This window comes from Actinomadura sp. GC306 (genome assembly GCF_004348665.1).
Lineage (GTDB): Bacteria > Actinomycetota > Actinomycetes > Streptosporangiales > Streptosporangiaceae > Spirillospora.
Genome location: NZ_SMKM01000041.1, coordinates 15,292 through 31,892, shown reverse-complemented (window position 1 = coordinate 31,892; position 16,601 = coordinate 15,292). Strand labels below are relative to the sequence as shown.

Annotated in this window: 13 protein-coding genes; 7 read left to right on the top strand and 6 right to left on the bottom strand. The window is 74.9% G+C overall.

Annotated elements, in window-relative coordinates; all coding sequences use genetic code 11:
* The 3 genes from E1200_RS09035 to E1200_RS09025 all read right to left on the bottom strand — a co-directional run.
* Nucleotides 1-804 (bottom strand): hypothetical protein (locus E1200_RS09035; protein ID WP_131951367.1); only part of this gene is annotated, 804 nt, incomplete at its 3' end.
* Between the two features lie 2 nt (nt 805-806).
* Nucleotides 807-1,736 (bottom strand): hypothetical protein, encoded by a 930-nt coding sequence (locus E1200_RS09030; protein ID WP_243708429.1) that lies wholly within the window; start codon nt 1,734-1,736, stop codon nt 807-809.
* A 228-nt stretch (nt 1,737-1,964) separates the two neighbouring features.
* Nucleotides 1,965-2,666, bottom strand: a complete 702-nt coding sequence (locus E1200_RS09025; protein WP_131951366.1) for a TetR/AcrR family transcriptional regulator — start codon at nt 2,664-2,666, stop codon at nt 1,965-1,967.
* A gap of 112 nt (nt 2,667-2,778) precedes the next feature.
* On the opposite strand from E1200_RS09025, the gene E1200_RS09020 reads away from it, so the two are divergent.
* The 3 genes from E1200_RS09020 to E1200_RS09010 are packed head-to-tail and all read left to right on the top strand — an operon-like array spanning nt 2,779 to nt 8,636.
* Nucleotides 2,779-3,255, top strand: a complete 477-nt coding sequence (locus E1200_RS09020) for an SRPBCC domain-containing protein (protein WP_131951365.1) — start codon at nt 2,779-2,781, stop codon at nt 3,253-3,255.
* Between the two features lie 25 nt (nt 3,256-3,280).
* Nucleotides 3,281-4,222 carry an NAD-dependent epimerase/dehydratase family protein gene (locus E1200_RS09015; RefSeq protein WP_131951364.1) on the top strand — a complete coding sequence of 314 codons (942 nt, stop codon included), beginning with the start codon at nt 3,281-3,283 and terminating at the stop codon, nt 4,220-4,222.
* Between the two features lie 37 nt (nt 4,223-4,259).
* Complete coding sequence (locus E1200_RS09010; RefSeq protein WP_131951363.1) at nt 4,260-8,636, top strand: FtsK/SpoIIIE domain-containing protein; 4,377 nt, start codon at nt 4,260-4,262, stop codon at nt 8,634-8,636.
* A 349-nt stretch (nt 8,637-8,985) separates the two neighbouring features.
* On the opposite strand, the gene E1200_RS09005 is transcribed toward E1200_RS09010, so the two are convergent.
* The gene (locus E1200_RS09005) at nt 8,986-9,528 is read right to left on the bottom strand and encodes a hypothetical protein (RefSeq protein WP_131951362.1); all 543 of its coding nucleotides are present in this window, start codon (nt 9,526-9,528) and stop codon (nt 8,986-8,988) included.
* A 284-nt stretch (nt 9,529-9,812) separates the two neighbouring features.
* Between E1200_RS09005 and E1200_RS09000 the strand changes: the two genes are divergently transcribed.
* Both E1200_RS09000 and E1200_RS08995 read left to right on the top strand, forming a co-directional pair.
* Nucleotides 9,813-11,576 carry a biotin carboxylase N-terminal domain-containing protein gene (locus E1200_RS09000; protein WP_131951361.1) on the top strand — a complete coding sequence of 588 codons (1,764 nt, stop codon included), beginning with the start codon at nt 9,813-9,815 and terminating at the stop codon, nt 11,574-11,576.
* Nucleotides 11,577-11,730: 154 nt separating this feature from the next.
* Nucleotides 11,731-13,182, top strand: a complete 1,452-nt coding sequence (locus tag E1200_RS08995; protein WP_243708428.1) for a hypothetical protein — start codon at nt 11,731-11,733, stop codon at nt 13,180-13,182.
* An 83-nt stretch (nt 13,183-13,265) separates the two neighbouring features.
* Here the strand turns inward: E1200_RS08995 and E1200_RS08990 are convergent, their stop codons facing one another.
* The gene (locus tag E1200_RS08990; protein WP_165950253.1) at nt 13,266-13,838 is read right to left on the bottom strand and encodes an SPFH domain-containing protein; all 573 of its coding nucleotides are present in this window, start codon (nt 13,836-13,838) and stop codon (nt 13,266-13,268) included.
* Between the two features lie 195 nt (nt 13,839-14,033).
* On the opposite strand from E1200_RS08990, the gene E1200_RS08985 reads away from it, so the two are divergent.
* A complete protein-coding gene (locus E1200_RS08985; protein WP_131951359.1) occupies nt 14,034-15,110 on the top strand; it encodes a sensor histidine kinase in 1,077 nt (358 codons plus the stop codon).
* Between the two features lie 6 nt (nt 15,111-15,116).
* Here E1200_RS08985 and E1200_RS08980 read toward each other — a convergent pair whose 3' ends face one another.
* Nucleotides 15,117-15,776, bottom strand: a complete 660-nt coding sequence (locus E1200_RS08980; protein WP_131951358.1) for a response regulator transcription factor — start codon at nt 15,774-15,776, stop codon at nt 15,117-15,119.
* 307 nt (nt 15,777-16,083) lie between these two features.
* On the opposite strand from E1200_RS08980, the gene E1200_RS08975 reads away from it, so the two are divergent.
* On the top strand, nt 16,084-16,557 hold the full coding sequence (locus E1200_RS08975; RefSeq protein ID WP_131951357.1) for a CBS domain-containing protein: 474 nt from the start codon (nt 16,084-16,086) through the stop codon (nt 16,555-16,557).
* Nucleotides 16,558-16,601 lie beyond the last annotated feature (44 nt).

Below are 16,601 nucleotides of genomic sequence, written 5' to 3'. Positions count from 1 at the left end.
CTCCCGCGCCGACCGGATCAGCAGCGAGCGGTCCAGCCGGCCGCCCCAGCGGCCCGACAGCAGTTCGGCGCCCTTCGGGTCGAGGGCCAGCCCGCCGAGGACGGTCACGTCCGGCGGCGCGGCGCCCGGCCGGTCGCCCGGGTCCGCCGGGCGGCCGCGTCCCCGCGCCCCGGCGAGGACGCGGTCGACCTCGGCGATCGAGCCGCGGAAGTCGCGCGGGTCGGCGAGCACGAGGACCCCGACCGGCGGGCCGCCGCGCAGCTCCGCGGTCAGCGCGGCGACGCGCTCGCGCAGGTGCGCGACCTGCTCCAGGGTGGCCCGGGTGAGCAGGACGACCAGGTCGGCCTCGTGCATCAGGTCGAGCAGCGGGGTGCCGGCGCCGAGCCGGCCGCAGTCGGCGAGCACGTCCACCGGGTCGAGGCCGGCGAACGCCCGGCCGAGCGGCCCCCACAGCCAGCTCATCGCCTGCGCCTGCTCGGCGTTGGTCGTCCCGACGAGGACGTCGAGGCCGCCGACGAGCCGCTGGCAGTGCTCGGCGATCTGGTCGGGCCGCAGCCCGCGGCGGGCGGTGGCGGCGAGGCTGAGCAGTCCGCGGGACGGGTTGAGCGTCCCGCCGTCCGCGGTGTGGTCGGGCGTGCCGCCGGGGGCGTCCGGCGCGGCGGCGGGCAGCCGGTACACGAGGTCGCCGCCCGCCTGGTCGCACTCCGCGACCAGCACGGGGCGCGGCCACACCGCACCGAGGGCGACCGCCGCGGTCGTGACGCCCGGCGCCCCCTTGTCGGCCGCGAGCGCGATGAGTGCCACGGTCAGTTACCGCCCGCGCCCGGCCCCGCCGGCGGGCTCTCGCCCGTGCCCGACCCGCCGCCGCCCGGGACCTGCACGGGGCCGTCCGGGGGTTCCGCGCCGCCCTGGTTGCGCCCGGTGGGCGGCGGGGACCGCTCGGCGGAGGCCGCGGGGGGCCGTGCCCCGTCCGGGATCAGCGCGAGCGCGACCGCGCCGGCCGAGGCGGCCTGGGTGACCTGCGGGGCGTCGGCCGGGGAGACGGCCACGTCGATGCTGGTCTGGTCGGAGCTCAGCCGGGCGGCGCCGAGCTCGCCGCCGCCCCCGCCGGCCCCGCCGACGCCGATGACGACGGCGTCCGCGGCCAGCACGGTCCCGGCGCGCGGGCCGCCGTTCTGCCCGCCGCCGACCGCGTAGAGGGTGACGTGCCGGCCGACCTCGACGCCGCCGGACGGGAACTGGCCGGGCTTGAGCGCCAGCCCGACGACGAGCCGCCCGTTCTCCGGCGCGTTCGCCGCGACGATCATGGAGTTGGTCAGCAGCGCGCCCGGCACCAGCCGGACGGCGGCGACGTGCCGGGTGACCTTCGCGCGCTCGGACCAGCCGATGAACTGGATGCCGGTGTCGCCGACCTGCACCTCTTCGAGGGCGCTCGCCGGGATCTGCTGCCCGGCCGCGACCGGCTGCGCGATCCGGATCGCCGAGACCCGCTCGCCGCTGGCCATCACGAGGTAGGCGCTGGCGAGCGCGCCGCCGAGGATGAGCAGCACCGCGAGCGCCGCGAGCGCGGGCTTGCGCTCCCGCGGGGAGGCGGGGAGCCGCTGCCCGCCGGAGGTGCCGAGCCCCGAGCGGCCGAGCCCCGCCGCGCCGGCGGACGAGCCCGCCGCTCCGCCGCCGGACGCACCCGTGCCGCCACCGGCGAAGGTCGACTGGTTGGACTTCATCGCGCTGCCCACGCGCTCCTTCCCGCCCCTGCCGCGACTCCCGTCCCCGGGTTCCGCGCGTCACCGAGCGATCCATGCTTGCGGGGGCGATGAGGTTCCGTCAATGGATTCGGTGAACGCGAGCCGTCCGTAATCCGCGACGCCCTTTATGACCTGCGAAATCACCGATCACATCGGTTCTTACCACCTGTCACATGAGTCACTGACCGTGGTTCGGACGGCTCCGCAGGCCCCGCGGGATCACGCTTTCAGGCCGACGAGACGCCCCAGCAGCGTCATCGTGTGGTCGAAATAGGCGGCCCGGTCGTCCTCGACGGTGTTGGCGAACTGCCCGAACAATTCGAAGCTCACCGTCCCGTACAAAGCGGCCCATGCCGTGAGGGCGCGGACGGTCACGTCGTCCGGGGCGGACAGGTCGACGGCGGCGCGCACCCGGGCCAGGTCGGCGGCGATCGAGGACGGCGGAGGCGGGAGGGGCCCGGCCGGGTCGAGCGCGCCCGCCGCGTGCGCCTCGGAGACGATCCGGGCGAACACGACCGTGTCGCGGGCGGCGGCGGAGACGGTGGCGTCCGGCGCCTTGTAGCCGGGGACGGGCGACCCGTAGAGCAGCGCGTACTCGTGCGGGTGCGCCAGCGCCCACTCCCGGACGGCCCGGCACACGGCGAGCCAGCGGCCGGCGAAGTCGTCGGCGGGCGTCCCCGCGTCGGCCCGCTCCACGGCCTCGCCGACGGCGTTGTACCCGTCGATGATCAGCGCGGTCAGCAGGTCGTCGCGGCTCGGGAAGTACCGGTAGATCGCCGAGGAGACCATGCCCATCTCCCGGGCGACCGCGCGCAGCGACAGGCCGGCCGCCCCCTCGGTGGCGAGCTGCCGCCTGGCGATCTCGGTGATCTCGCGGATCAGCTCCGCCCGGACCCGTTCGCGTGCCGTACGTGCAGCCATGGGGCCGAGGCTAGCAGAGCACCACACCGAAGCGAGAGCACCGCTCTTGACAACAGCGCTCTCCAGAGAGAGCATTGCTCTCGTAACGGAGCACCTATCCGAAGGAAGCCGCATGTTCGCCAAAAACCTCGCGACACTGCACGAGGAGTACGCGCTGCGCAGGCGCATCGACGACACCGCGCCCGTCACCAGCTCGTCCGAGATCGTCATCGACGCCCCGGCGCAGCGGGTCTGGGAGGTCCTCGCCGACCTGCGCGGCTGGGAGACCTGGGCGCCGGGCTTCCGCATCCGCACGCTGGACGCCGTCGAGCCGGGCCGGGAGTTCCGCTGGAGCCTGGACGGGACGCCGCTGCGCTCCCGGTTCGCCATCGTCGAGCCCGAGCGGGAGCTGAGCTGGACGGGCAGCGCCCTCGGCCTCTACCGGGCCGTGGACCGCATGGTCCTCACCGCGGAGGGCGGGCGCACCCGGGTGACCTCCCAGGAGTCGTTCGACGGCCCGCTCGCCCGGCTCGTCTTCGGGGAGCGCAAGCTCCGCGCGGCCCACGAGACCCGGCTGACCGCACTGAAGTCCCACGTCGAGAACCGCTGAAGAGCAACGCGGACAGGAGAAACCGATGGGCAAGCACGTGATCGTCGGAGCCGGGCAGGTCGGGGCGCACCTCGCCGAGCGGCTCGCCGGGCGCGGCCACGACGTCGTCGTCGTGACGCGGTCCGGTTCCGGGCCGGCGGGGGTCGAGCGGATCGCCGCCGACGCCGCCGACCGCGACCGGCTCACCCGGATCGCCAGGGGCGCCGACGCGCTCTACAACTGCGTCAACCCGCCCTACCACCGCTGGACGCAGGACTGGCCGCCGATGGCCGCGTCCTTCCTCGGCGCGGCCGAGGCCACCGGCGCCGTCCTGGTGACGCTCAGCAACCTGTACGTCTACGGGCCCGTGGACGGGCCGATGACCGAGGACCTGCCGCTCGCCGCCACGGACGTCAAGGGCCGCGTGCGGGCGGGGATGTGGCGGGACGCCCTGGCCGCGCACCGGGCGGGCCGGATCCGGATGACCGAGCTGCGGCCCTCCGACTACTACGGCCCCCGCAGCACCGACCAGGCGTACCTCGGCGAGGACCGGTTCGTCCGGCCGCTGCTGGCGGGCAAGCGCGTCCAGTTCCTCAGCGACCCCTCCCTGCCGCACGCCTGGACGTACACGCCGGACGTCGCCGAGGCCCTCGCGATCGCCGGGACCGACGAGCGCGCGCTGGGGCGGGCGTGGCACGTCCCGACCCTGCCCGCCGTCTCCCCGGTGCACGTCGCCGAGCGGCTGTGCGAGATCGCCGGGGCGCCCGCGCCGCGCTTCGCGACGCTGCCGCGCCCGCTCTTCCACGCGCTCGGGTTGGTCTCGCCCATGATGCGGGAGCTGCGGTCGACCCGGTACCAGTTCGACAGGCCGTACGTCCTGGACTCGTCGGCCTTCGAGACGACCTTCGGGACGGCCCCGACGCCGCTCGACGACGCCCTCCGGACCGTCATCGCCGTCCGCCGGGAGCCGGCGCCGTTGGGTAACTAAGCTGAGCGCGACCGTCCCGGCGACGTCGGAGGCTCTCATGCGGATCTCGTTCACGGCGCTGACCGGCGGAGGGCCCCGCGACGTCGTGCTGGACGTCGACGCGGAGGCCACCGTGGACGGGGTCGCCCGGTCGCTCGCCGCCTTACTCGACGGGCGGGCGCCGGCGGCCGCGGCACCGGCGCGGTCCCCCGGCGCGCCGCGCTACTCCAAGGACGCCCTGCGCTCGGCGGGCGGGCCCGGCCCCCGTTCGGCGGACCGGTCACCGCGCGCGCTGTGGCTGGACGGGCGGATGCTCGACCCGCAGGCCCGCGCCGTCAAGGAGCTCCGGGACGGCGCCGTCGTCGCCGTCGAGCGGCACGGCGCCGCCGCCACCGTGCTCAGCGAGCCGACCGGGCTCGTCGAGGTCCGCGTCGCCGGCGGCCCGGCCGCCGGGTCGGTACACCGCCTCGGCCTCGGGGTCTCCACCCTCGGCTCCGGGCGGAACGTGGACGTCGTGCTGGACGACCCGTCCGTCCCGGCCCGGTCGCTGCGGCTCACGGTCGGCCGCGAGGTCGTCCACGTCGAGCCGTCCGCCCTGACCGCCGAGGGCGGCGCCACCCTCGACGGGGCACCGCTCACGGGCCGGACGGCGTGGCCGCCGGAAGCGCCGCTGTGCGTGGGGTCGAGCGTCCTGGCGCTCGCGCCGAGCACCGCCCCGGACGCCCACCTGGTGCCGCTGCCGGACGGCGGCCTGGCGTTCGACCGGCCGCCCCGGACCATGCCGCAGGAGCGGGCGGAGCGGCTGGCGGTCCCGGAGCGTCCCGACCGCGGCGCGCGGGAGCTGCTCCGGCCCTCCTTCCGCCGGTCGCTGAAGGACTACCAGCGCAGGTCCGGCGAATTCGAGGACGAGGTGGAGCGGCTGCGGCGCCTGGACGAGGCCGCGCGGCGGGCGCTGCACCCCGACCCCGCCGAGGTGCTGCTGACCGCGACCGGGCCGCGGCGGCGGCTGTGGGAGCGCCGCCGCGGCGATGCCGACGTGCTCGACCTCCGCGCCGGGCTCGCCGACCTGCCGGCCCGCATCGAGCTGACCGGCGGCGACGCCGGGCTCGCGGTGCCGGTCGCGCGGCAGGTGCCGGTGACGCTCCCGCTCGCCGACCTCGGCGTCGCCGGGGTGGCCGGGCCGCGGCCGGCGTCCCGCGCGCTGGCCCGCTGGATGGTCGCGCAGAGCGCCGTCCTGCACGGCCCCCGCGACCTCGCCCTGGTCGTGCTGTCCGCCGACCGCGACACCGGGGACGAGTGGAACTGGGTGCGCTGGCTGCCGCACTGCGCGCCCCGCGAGGGCGAGGACTGCATCGCACTGGTCGGCACCGACACCGAGACGGCCGCGCACCGCGTCACCGAGCTGGCGATGAAGCTGACCGAGCGGCGGCGCACCGGGACCGTCCCGTACGAGATCCTGATCGTCCTGGACGGTGCGCAGGCGCTCCACCGCGTCCCGGGGATGCCGATGCTCCTGGCGCGCGGCCCCGAGTTCGGCCTCTCCTTCATCTGCCTCGACGACGAGGAGCGGCTCCTCCCCGAGGAGTGCCGCGCCACGGTCGCGTGGGATCCGCGGCAGGCGCCGATGATCTGGCTCCGGCAGGGGCTGGACGTCCTCGGGCCCGTCCTGGCCGACCAGGTCTCGGCGGGCTGGGCCGAGCGGGTCGCGCGGGCGCTCGCCCCGGTCCGGGACCTGGCTGGGGAGGACGCCGGCGACGCCGTCCCGTCCGAGGTGCGGCTCCTGGACCTGCTCGGCATGCCGGACCCGACCGCCGAGCACGTCCTGCGGTCCTGGCGGCGCACGGGCGGCCGGACCGCCCGGGTCCCGGTCGGCATCGGCCCGGACGGGCCCATGGCGCCCTACGAGATCGACCTGGGCGCCGGCGGGCCGCACGCCCTCGTCGCGGGCGCGTCCGGCGCGGGCACGTCGGAGCTGCTGCGGACCCTCGTCGCGTCCCTCGCCGTCGCGAACCGGCCCGACGAGCTGGCCTTCGTCCTCCTCGACTACCGGCACGCGGGCGTGTTCGAGGAGTGCGCCCGCCTCCCGCACACCGTCAGCATGGTCACCGACCTGGACGAGCACGCCGCCGCGCGGGCCTTGGAGTCCCTCACGGCCGAGCTCCGCAACCGCGAGGACGTCCTACTCGAAGCGGGGGCGGAGAGCGTCGCCGGCTACGACGCGCTGCGCGCCGCCGGGCGGGACCTTCCGCCCCTGCCGCGCCTGGTCATCGTCGTCGCCGAGTTCGCGGCCCTGGCCGCCGAGATGCCGGAGTTCGTCGCGGACCTCGCCGGCATCGCGCGCCGCGGGGAGCCGCTCGGCGTCCACCTCATCCTCGGCACGCGGCGCCCGGAGGCCGTCACCGACGACATCCGCGCCGTCGCCGGGCTGCGCATCGCGTTCCGCGCCGGCGACCCGGAGGCGTCCACCGCCGTGCTCGGCTCAGGCGAGGCGGCGCGGATCTCCAGGGCGACCCCCGGCCGCTGCTGCATCCGCTCCGGGACGCGCGAGCCGCACCGGGTGCAGGCCGCACGGATCGGCGGGCGGCGGCCCGGCGCGGACGCCGCCGAGCACCGGCCCACCGTCCTGCCGCTCCCCTGGCAGGACCTCGGCCACCCGATGCCCGGCCCGCGCGAGGCGGACCACGACGCGGACCCGGCCACCGACCTCGACGTCCTCGTGCAGGCCGTCGACGAGGCCGCCCGCCGCGCCGGCATCACCGGCGGGCCGTCCCCGTGGCTCAACCCGCTCCCCGACGTGATCACGCTGACGCCCCGGACGGCCGCGGGGGGCTCCGTCGTGGACGTCCCGCCGATCCAGTTCGGCGTCACCGACCTGCCCGCCGTGCAGTCCCGCGAGCCGCTCGCCCTCGACCTCGCCGGCGGCGGGCACCTCTACCTCGCCGGGTCCGCGCGGTCGGGCCGCTCCACCGCGCTGCGCACCATCGCCGGGGCCGTCGCCGGGGCCTGCTCCCCCTACGACGTGCACCTGTACGCCGTCGACTGCGGCGCGAACGCACTGCTGCCGCTCGGCTCCCTCCCGCACTGCGGCGCCGTCGCCGGCCGCGACCGGCCCGGCCGCTGCGAGCGGCTGCTCGCCGCGCTGGCCGCCGAGGTCGCCCGGCGCCGCCGGCTGCTCGCCGAGGCCGGGTTCGCGGACCTCGCCGAGCAGCGCGCCGCCGTCGCCGCCACCGACCGCCTCCCCTGGATGGTGCTGCTCCTCGACCGCTGGGACGGCTTCCTCGACGTGTTCGAGCACCGCGACCACGGCCGCCTCGTCGAGCAGGTCGTCCGGCTGCTCCGCGAGGGCGCCGAGGTCGGGCTGCGGGCCGTCGTCACCGGCGACCGCTCGGGGCTCGGCGGGCGGCTGTCGACCGTGGTCGGCCGCCGCCTCCTGCTCCACATGGCGGACCCGAACGACTACGGCTACGGCGGCCTGCGCGACAGGCAGGTCCCCGCCGCGATGCCGCCGGGACGCGCCCTGGAACCCGGCGCCGACGGCGCGCCGCCGCGCGTGTCGCAGATCGGCGTGCTGGGGGACGACCCGTCCGGCGCCGCGCAGGCCGCCGTCCTGCAGGAGATCGCGCGGGCCTGCGTGTCCCGGTACGGACGGCTGCCGCGCCGCCAGCGTCCGCTGCGCGTGGACGAGCTGCCCGTCCGCGTGACCTACCGCGAGGCGATGTCGCTGGACCCCGGCTTCCTCGCCCCGTCCGCCCTGTGGGCCCTCGTCGGGGTGGGCGGGGACACGCTCGCCCCCGCAGGCGTCGACCTCCTCGTCGACGGGCCGGGCTTCACCGTCGCGGGGCCGCCGCGCTCCGGGCGCTCCACGACGCTGCGGACGATCGCCCACTCGCTCCTCGACGCCTCCGTCGGCGGCGGCCTGGTGCCGGTCGTGCTCGTCACGCCGCGCCGCTCACCGCTGCGGCTGCTGTCCGGGCACCCGGGCGTCCTCGGCGTCCTGACCCGCGACTCCGGCGCCGCCGACCTCGCCGCGGCGATCGGCGACGAGCACCGCTACGCCGTCATCGTGGACGACGCCGACCTCCTCGACGGCGACGGGCAGGGCGGCGACGGGCAGGGCGGCGCGGAGCTCGGGGCGGCCCTCCGCGACGTCCTGCGCACCGCGCGGGACGGGGAGCACGCCGTCGTCATCGCCGGGACCACCACCGGCCTCGACCGGGCACGGGCGGCCGGGCAAGGGAACCTCGTCTCCGACGTCACCCGGTCCGGCTCCGGTGTGCTGCTGTCCGTCGAGTCGCCCGAGGACGGCGGCCCGCTCGGCCTGCGGCTGCCGCGCGGCACACCGCCGGGCGGCCCCACCGGACGCGGCGTGTTCGTGGCCGCGGGCCGCACCGCGCAGATCCAGGTGGCGCTCCCGCCGGCCGCCGCCGACGCCTAGCGGCCCCGGGAAATGGTGCGGGTCCCGGCCTCGGGGGGATGGGCCGGGACCCGCGGCTCGGATTCGCACACCCGGCCGAACAATGGGGGGCGATTCCCCTTCTACCCGAAGCGGAAAAGGCCCGTCACATGTGCCAGCCTACGCCGCATCGATCACGAAGTTCCAGAGCCGGTGCGCGGAACCCCCTGCCACGTAGGGCTTACGGGCCGTCGCGGACCGTCCGGATGTGGCCAGACCGGCATTCCCTCGGGAGCGGCCACATGCCTTGTGACGAGCGTAAACACCGGCGGTCAGAATGCCGGGCGGACGCTTTCACGGACATTGGAAAAAGTGCTCACTGACCCGCCGGTCAGCGGGTCGGCGCGAACGGGTCGTTCACCGGGCGCGCGTCCGGGTCGAGCACGCGCTCGGCGACCAGCGTGATCTCCCGGCCGCGGGTCTCGAACACGAACCGGCGCCGCACCGACTGGGTGACCTTGCCGCTGCCGTAGCGGACGACGGTGTTCTCGACCGCCTCCAGCGTGATCCGGTCGCCCTTGCGGACCGCGTGGCCGCCGTCGAGGCTCGTGCGGGCGCCCGTGTAGGCGGGGCCGCCCTCCACCGGGGCGCGGTTGCGGTTCTGCAGCTCGCGCACGGCCCGCTCCTGGGAGCGCGCGAGCCGCGGGGAGATCCGGACGCCGTACACCTCGCTCGGCGCGGACGCGTGGTCGCGGTGGTGCTTCAGGACGAGCGCCTGCGACCGGTGCCGCAGCAGCGTCCCGGCGGCGATCGTGAGCTGGCGGGTGACGTCGGCGTCCACGTCCGGGTCCACCTGCCGGACGGCGGACGAGGGCGCCAGCACGCCGGCGAGCGCGGTCAGCGCCAGGCCGGCCCGGAGCCACGGGCGCACCATCGGCCTCTCCCGCAATCAGGACGCGAGCAGATTCGTGCCGAACAGTACACCCCGGCAGGCCCGCGGGACCGCGAAAACGGAGACCGCCGCCCCCTCGTTCCCGCGGCCGGTGCCGCGCCCGCCCGCCGGGGCCGCCGCAGGGCCGCCGCACGGCCGCCGCCGAGGCGCTGAGCACCGCGCGAACCGTCCGGTACGTGGGCCGCGGTCCGATAAGGAGGGGCTTACGAAAATCCGGAACGCCCCGTTATCTAGACTGCGCGTGCGAGGTTAGGGAGGAGACCCACGTGCGCAAGGTCCTGATCGCCAACCGCGGAGAGATCGCGGTTCGAATAGCCCGAGCCTGCCGCGATGCGGGCCTGGCCAGTGTGGCGGTGTACGCCGAGCCCGATCTGGAGGCGCTGCACGTTCGGGTCGCCGACGAGGCGTTCGCCCTGGGCGGGCAGTCCGCGGCCGAGAGCTACCTGGACATCGAGAAGCTGCTGAAGGTCGCCGCCGACACCGGCGCCGACGCCGTCCACCCCGGCTACGGGTTCCTGGCGGAGAACGCCGACTTCGCCCGCGCGGTGCAGAACGCCGGGCTGACCTGGATCGGTCCGCCGCCCGAGGCGATCACCGCGCTGGGCGACAAGGTCCAGGCGCGGCACATCGCGCAGAAGGTCGGCGCGCCGCTGGTCGCCGGCACCAAGGACCCGGTGTCCGGCGCCGACGAGGTCGTCGCGTTCGCCGAGGAGCACGGCCTGCCGATCGCGATCAAGGCGGCGTACGGCGGCGGCGGGCGCGGCCTGAAGGTCGCGCGGACGCTGGACGAGGTGCCCGAGCTGTACGAGTCCGCCGTCCGGGAGGCCGTGGGCGCGTTCGGGCGCGGCGAGTGCTTCGTGGAGCGGTACCTCGACCGGCCGCGGCACGTCGAGACCCAGTGCCTCGCCGACAAGCACGGCAACGTGGTCGTCGTGTCCACGCGCGACTGCTCGCTGCAGCGGCGGCACCAGAAGCTCGTCGAGGAGGCCCCGGCGCCGTACCTGTCGGACGAGCAGATCGAGCTGCTGTACAGCTCGTCCAAGGCCATCCTCAAGGAGGCCGGCTACGTCGGCGCGGGCACCTGCGAGTTCCTCGTCGGCCAGGACGGCACCATCTCGTTCCTGGAGGTCAACACGCGCCTCCAGGTGGAGCACCCGGTCACCGAGGAGGTCACCGGGGTCGACCTCGTCCGGGAGATGTTCCGCATCGCCGACGGCGAGGAGCTCGGCTACGGCGACCCGGAGCTGCGCGGGCACTCGATCGAGTTCCGGCTGAACGCCGAGGACGCCGGGCGCGGGTTCCTGCCCGCGGTCGGCACGCTCACCGAGTGGCAGCCGCCGACCGGCCCCGGGGTCCGGCTGGACGCCGGCTACGGCGCCGGGCAGACCGTCCCGCAGGCGTTCGACTCGCTGATCGCCAAGCTGATCGTGACGGGTGCGACGCGCCGGCAGGCCGTCGAGCGGTCCCGCCGCGCGCTGGCCGAGTTCGAGATCGGCGGGATGCCGACCGTGCTGCCGTTCCACCGGGCGGTGCTGGACGACCCCGCGTTCGTCCCCGAGGACGACGCGACGCCGTTCTCCGTCCACACCCGGTGGATCGAGACCGAGTTCGACAACCAGATCCCGCCGTACGAGACCCCGGTCGCGGGCGACGAGGCCGACGACGGCGAGCGCGAGCGCGTCACGGTGGAGGTCGGCGGCCGGCGCATCGAGGTCGTGCTGCCCGCGGGGCTCGGCGCGTCCGCGCCCGCCGGCGGCGCCCAGCCCGCCCGGAAGCGCGGGGCGAAGAAGGGCGGCGGCGCCCAGGCGTCCGGCGACTCCCTGGTCAGCCCGATGCAGGGCACCATCGTCAAGGTCGTCGCCGAGGACGGCGCGGCCGTGGAGGCCGGCGACACCATCGTCGTCCTGGAGGCGATGAAGATGGAGCAGCCGATCACCGCGCACAAGGCCGGGACGCTCACCGGCCTGAGCGCCGAGGTCGGCCAGAGCGTCTCCTCCGGCGCCGTCATCTGCGAGATCAAGGACAGCTGAGCGGGTCCCCGTCCCGCCCGCAGCGACGGGCGGGACGGGATCCGGCCCTCACCGTCCCCCGTTTTCGGTCTGGGGTCCGACCCCCATGCGCCCCGGCCGCAAATCGGTCGCGCGGAGGACGCGAATCCTGCTCCAACGTGGGCAGACTGGGAGCATGAGCACCGAGATCCGGGCCATCCAGGCGGCACGCCGGGGCGCCGTCTCGGCGATCATCGCCGCCGTCATCGTGCCGGCGTTCGCCTTCACCGCCCCCGCACAGGCCGCCACGGGACAGCCCGCCACACCACAGTCAGCAACCGTCCAATCAAGCACGGGCCAATCAACCACGGGCCAATCGACCACGGGCCAGACCACCGCCCACGCACCGACGATCCGCACCGCCGCCGCCCCCGCGGCGCCGGGCGACACGGTCGGCCAGATCGCCAAGGGCCTCATCGACTCGCGGCTCTACGTGACGAGCGGGGCCGGCGACGTCCTCTCCGCGGCCGACCAGAACGAGGTCCGCAACGCGCTGGCCGGCGCGTCCGACGCCGACATCCGCGCCGTGGTCGTGAGCAACGACGTGACCAGCGGACAGGTCGGGCAGATGCTCAGGTCCGTCGCGAACCGCGTCGGCGAGGGCGACACCTACCTCGCCGTCACCGCCGACGGCACCCGGATGAGCGGGATCTCCAAGAAGCTGAGCAGCAGCGAGATCAACCAGCTCGTCACCCGCACCAACGGCGTGCCGCTGAAGGACCGCCTCATCCAGTTCAGCGACCTCGCCGAGAAGAAGGCCGACGAGAAGGCCCGGTCGAGCGCGATCGGCGGCTTCGTCACGCTCAGCGTGCTGATCCTGGTGGCCGCGGGCGTCGCGGGCCTCTTCCTCGTCTCCCGCAAGCGGCAGCGCGTCCGCGCGGAGCAGGAGATGGCCGAGCTCAAGAGCGGCGTGCAGGAGGACGTCACCCTCCTCGGCGAGGACATCGCCCGCCTCGACCTCAACGTCATGGACACGGAACTCGAACCCGAGATCCGCGCCGACTACGAGCGCGCCATGAACTCCTACGACGAGGCCAAGCGGGCGACCGAACGCGCCACGCGGCCGCAGGACATGCAGGAGGTCACGACCGCCCTAGAGGACGGCCGGTACTACATGACCGCGACCCGCGCCCGCCTCGCCGGCGAGCCCGTGCCCGAGCGGCGCGCACCCTGCTTCTTCAACCCGCAGCACGGCCCCTCGGTCAAGGACGTTTTGTGGGCGCCCCCGGGCGGGACGGCGCGGTCGGTCCCGGCCTGCGCGGCCGACGCGGAGGCGCTCCAGCACGGCGCCGACCCGGACGTCCGGATGGTCCCGTACGGCGGCGGACGGCGCCCCTACTGGGACGCGGGCCCCGCGTACGGCCCCTACGCCGGCGGCTACTACCGCGGCTACGGCGGCATGGACCTGCTCAGCGGCATGATGATCGGCACCATGCTCGGCTCGATGATGGGCGGGTTCGGCGGCTACGGCGGAGGCGACGCCATGGGCGGCTTCGGCGGCGACGGCGGCGACATCGGCGGCGGCTGGGACTTCGGCAGCGGCGACTTCGGCGGCGGCGGAGGCTTCGGCGACTTCGGCGGCTTCTGAGTCCGGCCCCCGCGAACGGTAGAGGCCCCCGCCGGTCGGCGGGGGCCTCGCCCGTGCAGGGCGCGTTCAGCCGGAGGGGGCACTCAGCCGGAGGAGGCGCCGGCCGTGTCGCAGCGGCACAGCGGAAGTTCCGGGCGGACCGGGACCAGCGCGTCGGTGATGGAGACGAGGCTCGCGGCCACCCCCCAGGGCCGAACCGCCTCGTCGACGCGCCGGACCAGCTCGTCGTCCCCGGTCGCCATGAGGGACGGCAGGTCCGCGAGGTCCCGGTCCGCCACCGCGTCGCGCAGCGCCACCTCGGTGACGGTCCGCGCGGCGGAGGACGGCGCGTCCGCGGCGGCCGCGTACGTGACGGGGTCGTCGGCCCCCATCATCGCGAGTGCCCTGACGCGGACGTGGACGCCGTCCCTCGTGGTGGCCTTGAACCAGATGTCGTGGGGCTGCGCTCCCATGGGGACGCGCACGCCGGTGTCCACGAACGGGATGAGGAACCGCAGGCCGGGCCCGCGCACGCCGGTCGTGCGGCCGAACCGCCGGACGACCAGGCGCTCGGACGCGCCGACCCGGTGCAGGCCGTAGGCGATCCCCACGACCACCAGCAGCCCGAGCACGATGAGCGACGCCGCCGGGGCGGTGAGAACCTCCGTCCGCTCCACCCCGACCTCCTCGCTCAGTGCCGCCGGTATCCTCACCTTCCACCATCGGTGGTGAAACCCCCCGTCACCATTGGGTCCAGTGCTCATAGACGTGGGTGCCACCATGCAGACGGGCATGAGCCGTATGGGTGTCGCACCCGATTGGGGGGACTCATGCATGGACAACGGCGGGTCCCATGCGATGACGTTGGTTTCATGACCGCGAGCAGCACCGGACCGGCGGCGGAGACGGCCGACGGGGTTCCTGGCACCGATTCGGCGGGCGGGCGTCCGCCCCGGCGTCCGAAGACGCCCGTGTCGGCCCTGTTCTGGCGCATCCTCTGCATCAACGGCCTGATCTTCGTGATCGGCATCGCCGCCCTGGCCCTGACACCGCTCACGGTGTCGTCCCGCATCCTGCTGAGCGAGCTGGCCATCCTCACGGTCGGCCTGGCGCTCATGGTCGCGGCGAACGCGCTGCTATTGCGCGTCAGCCTGGCGCCGCTGGCCGGGCTCACGACGCTGATGGCGCGGATGGACTCGCTGCGCTCCGGCGACCGGCTGGCGACCACCCCCAACCGCGACCTGTTCCGGCTGGTCGACCAGTTCAACGCGATGCTCGACCGCCTGGAGGCCGACCGCAGCACCAGCACCGCCGTGGTGCTGGACGCGCAGGAGGCCGAACGCCGCCGCATCGCGCAGGAACTGCACGACGAGATCGGGCAGAGCCTCACCGTCGTGCTGCTGGAGCTGAAGTCGGTGGTGAGCCGGGCGCCCGAGGAGGTCGCGGAGGACCTGCGCGGCGTCCAGGAGACCGTGCGGTCCAGCCTGGACGAGGTGCGCCGGGTCGCGCACCGGCTGCGGCCCGGCGTCCTGGACGACCTCGGCCTCACCAGCGCGCTCACGTCGCTCGCCGGGGACTTCTCCGAGACGGGCGGGCCGCGGGTGACCCGCCGCGTCCAGACGGGCCTGGAGGGCCTCGGCGGCGACGCCGAGCTGGTGATCTACCGGATCGCGCAGGAGGGCCTGACCAACGTGTGGCGGCATTCCGGCGCGAAGAACGCCGAGCTGTCGCTGACCCAGGACGAGGACGGCCGGGTGGTCCTGCGGGTCGTGGACGACGGCTCGGGCCCGCCCGAGAAGACCGGCGCCGGCATCCGCGGCATGCAGGAGCGCGCGATGCTCATCGGCGCCCAGCTCACCATCGGCCCGGCCAACGGCGGCGGCACCGAGGTGCGCCTGGTGATCCCGCCCCGCGGCGGCCGCCGTCCGCAGCACCCGCCCGCAGGCTAGCGGCGGCTACGGTTCGACGAGGCCGACGCGGATGGCGTACTTGGTCAGCTCCAGGCGGTCGCGCATGCCGAGCTTGGCGAGGACGTTCGCGCGGTGCCGGTCGACGGTCTTGACGCTGATCGTCAGGAGTTCCGCGATCTCTTTGGACGAGTGGCCCTCCGCGACGAGCTTGATGATCTCCTCCTCGCGCGGAGTGAGCAGGCTGTCGGGGGTCTCGCCGTCCCGGTCACGGCTGAGGTACTCGCGGATCAGCACGTTGAGGGCGCCCGGGTAGAGGAACGGCTCGCCGCGCATCGCGGCGCGGCAGGCGTGCAGGAGGTCGCGGTCGGCGACGGACTTCAGCACGTACCCGGACGCGCCGGCCTTGAGCGCCTCGAACAGGTACTGCTCGTTGTCGTACATGGACAGGATCAGCGTCCGCACGGACGGGAAGCGGCGGGCGATCTCCCGGGCGGCCTGGAGGCCGGTCATCCGCGGCATCGCGATGTCGAGGACCGCGAGGTCGACCTCGGTGGCGGCGCACATCTCCAGCGCCTCCGCCCCGTCGGCGGCCTCGGCGACGACCGTCAGGTCCGGCTCGGCGTCGAGGATGAGCCGGAGCCCGCGGCGGACCAGGGCGTGGTCATCGGCCAGCAGTATCCGGGTGCGAGTTTCCCCAGCTTGCACCGATCACCTCCGGTCGACCGGACCCATGGTATGCCTGTAACCGGGAAGCCGTTCGGCGCCCGGCATAGATACATGTTCCTCCCACGCCGATATGGGTGCTGTCCCCGATGCTGACTCGGGCATCCGCCACAAAGACTGGACACCGTACGCAGAAAGGGGCGGACGCATGGCACAGCGATACGGCAGGAGCGTCGGATCCCTGCCCAAGGCGCCGCGGAGGCCGTCCTGCGACGGGACCGTCCCCGGCGTTAGGAGGAGGAACCTATCAGCCAGAGGAATCAGGCTCTCAGGAAGCCGAAAGGAAAACATGCAAGCGCGGGACATCGCCGTCCGGGTGCCTACCGTGACGATGAGCGACCCGATCGCGCACGCGATCCAGGTCATGGCACTCGGCCGCCTGCCCGGTCTGATCGTCGTCGACGCCGAGCAGCGGCCCAGGGTCGTCCTGCCGGGGACACAGGTGTTGAAACTGGCGGTCCCCGCCGCCTACCAGGAGGACATGGCCCTCACCCGGGCCGTGGACGAGGCGCATGCCGACGTCTTCTGGGAAGAGATCAGCGACATGCGGGTGGGCGAATGCCTCGGAACGCACACGGCCCGCCCGGTGACCGTGAAGGCGTCCTCCACCCTGCTGGAGATCGCCACCCTGATGGCGCGGCAGCGCAGCCCGCTCGTCGCGGTGGTGGACGACGCGGGACTGCTCGTCGGGGCCGTCACGCTCGACCGGGTGCTGTCCGCACTGGCGCTGACCAGGCCGGACTCGCCGGATTCGAACGCCTGAGCCGAGCGCCGCAGGGGGGCATGCGCCCAAAAAGCGCCCGCCCG

Coding starts and splice junctions, on each gene's coding strand:
- E1200_RS09025 (WP_131951366.1), bottom strand. CDS start 2,666: ATGGCTGCACGTACGGCACGCGAACGGGTCCGGGCGGAGCTGATCCGC.
- E1200_RS09020 (WP_131951365.1), top strand. CDS start 2,779: ATGTTCGCCAAAAACCTCGCGACACTGCACGAGGAGTACGCGCTGCGC.
- E1200_RS09015 (WP_131951364.1), top strand. CDS start 3,281: ATGGGCAAGCACGTGATCGTCGGAGCCGGGCAGGTCGGGGCGCACCTC.
- E1200_RS09010 (WP_131951363.1), top strand. CDS start 4,260: ATGCGGATCTCGTTCACGGCGCTGACCGGCGGAGGGCCCCGCGACGTC.
- E1200_RS09005 (WP_131951362.1), bottom strand. CDS start 9,528: ATGGTGCGCCCGTGGCTCCGGGCCGGCCTGGCGCTGACCGCGCTCGCC.
- E1200_RS08995 (WP_243708428.1), top strand. CDS start 11,731: ATGAGCACCGAGATCCGGGCCATCCAGGCGGCACGCCGGGGCGCCGTC.
- E1200_RS08985 (WP_131951359.1), top strand. CDS start 14,034: ATGACCGCGAGCAGCACCGGACCGGCGGCGGAGACGGCCGACGGGGTT.
- E1200_RS08975 (WP_131951357.1), top strand. CDS start 16,084: ATGCAAGCGCGGGACATCGCCGTCCGGGTGCCTACCGTGACGATGAGC.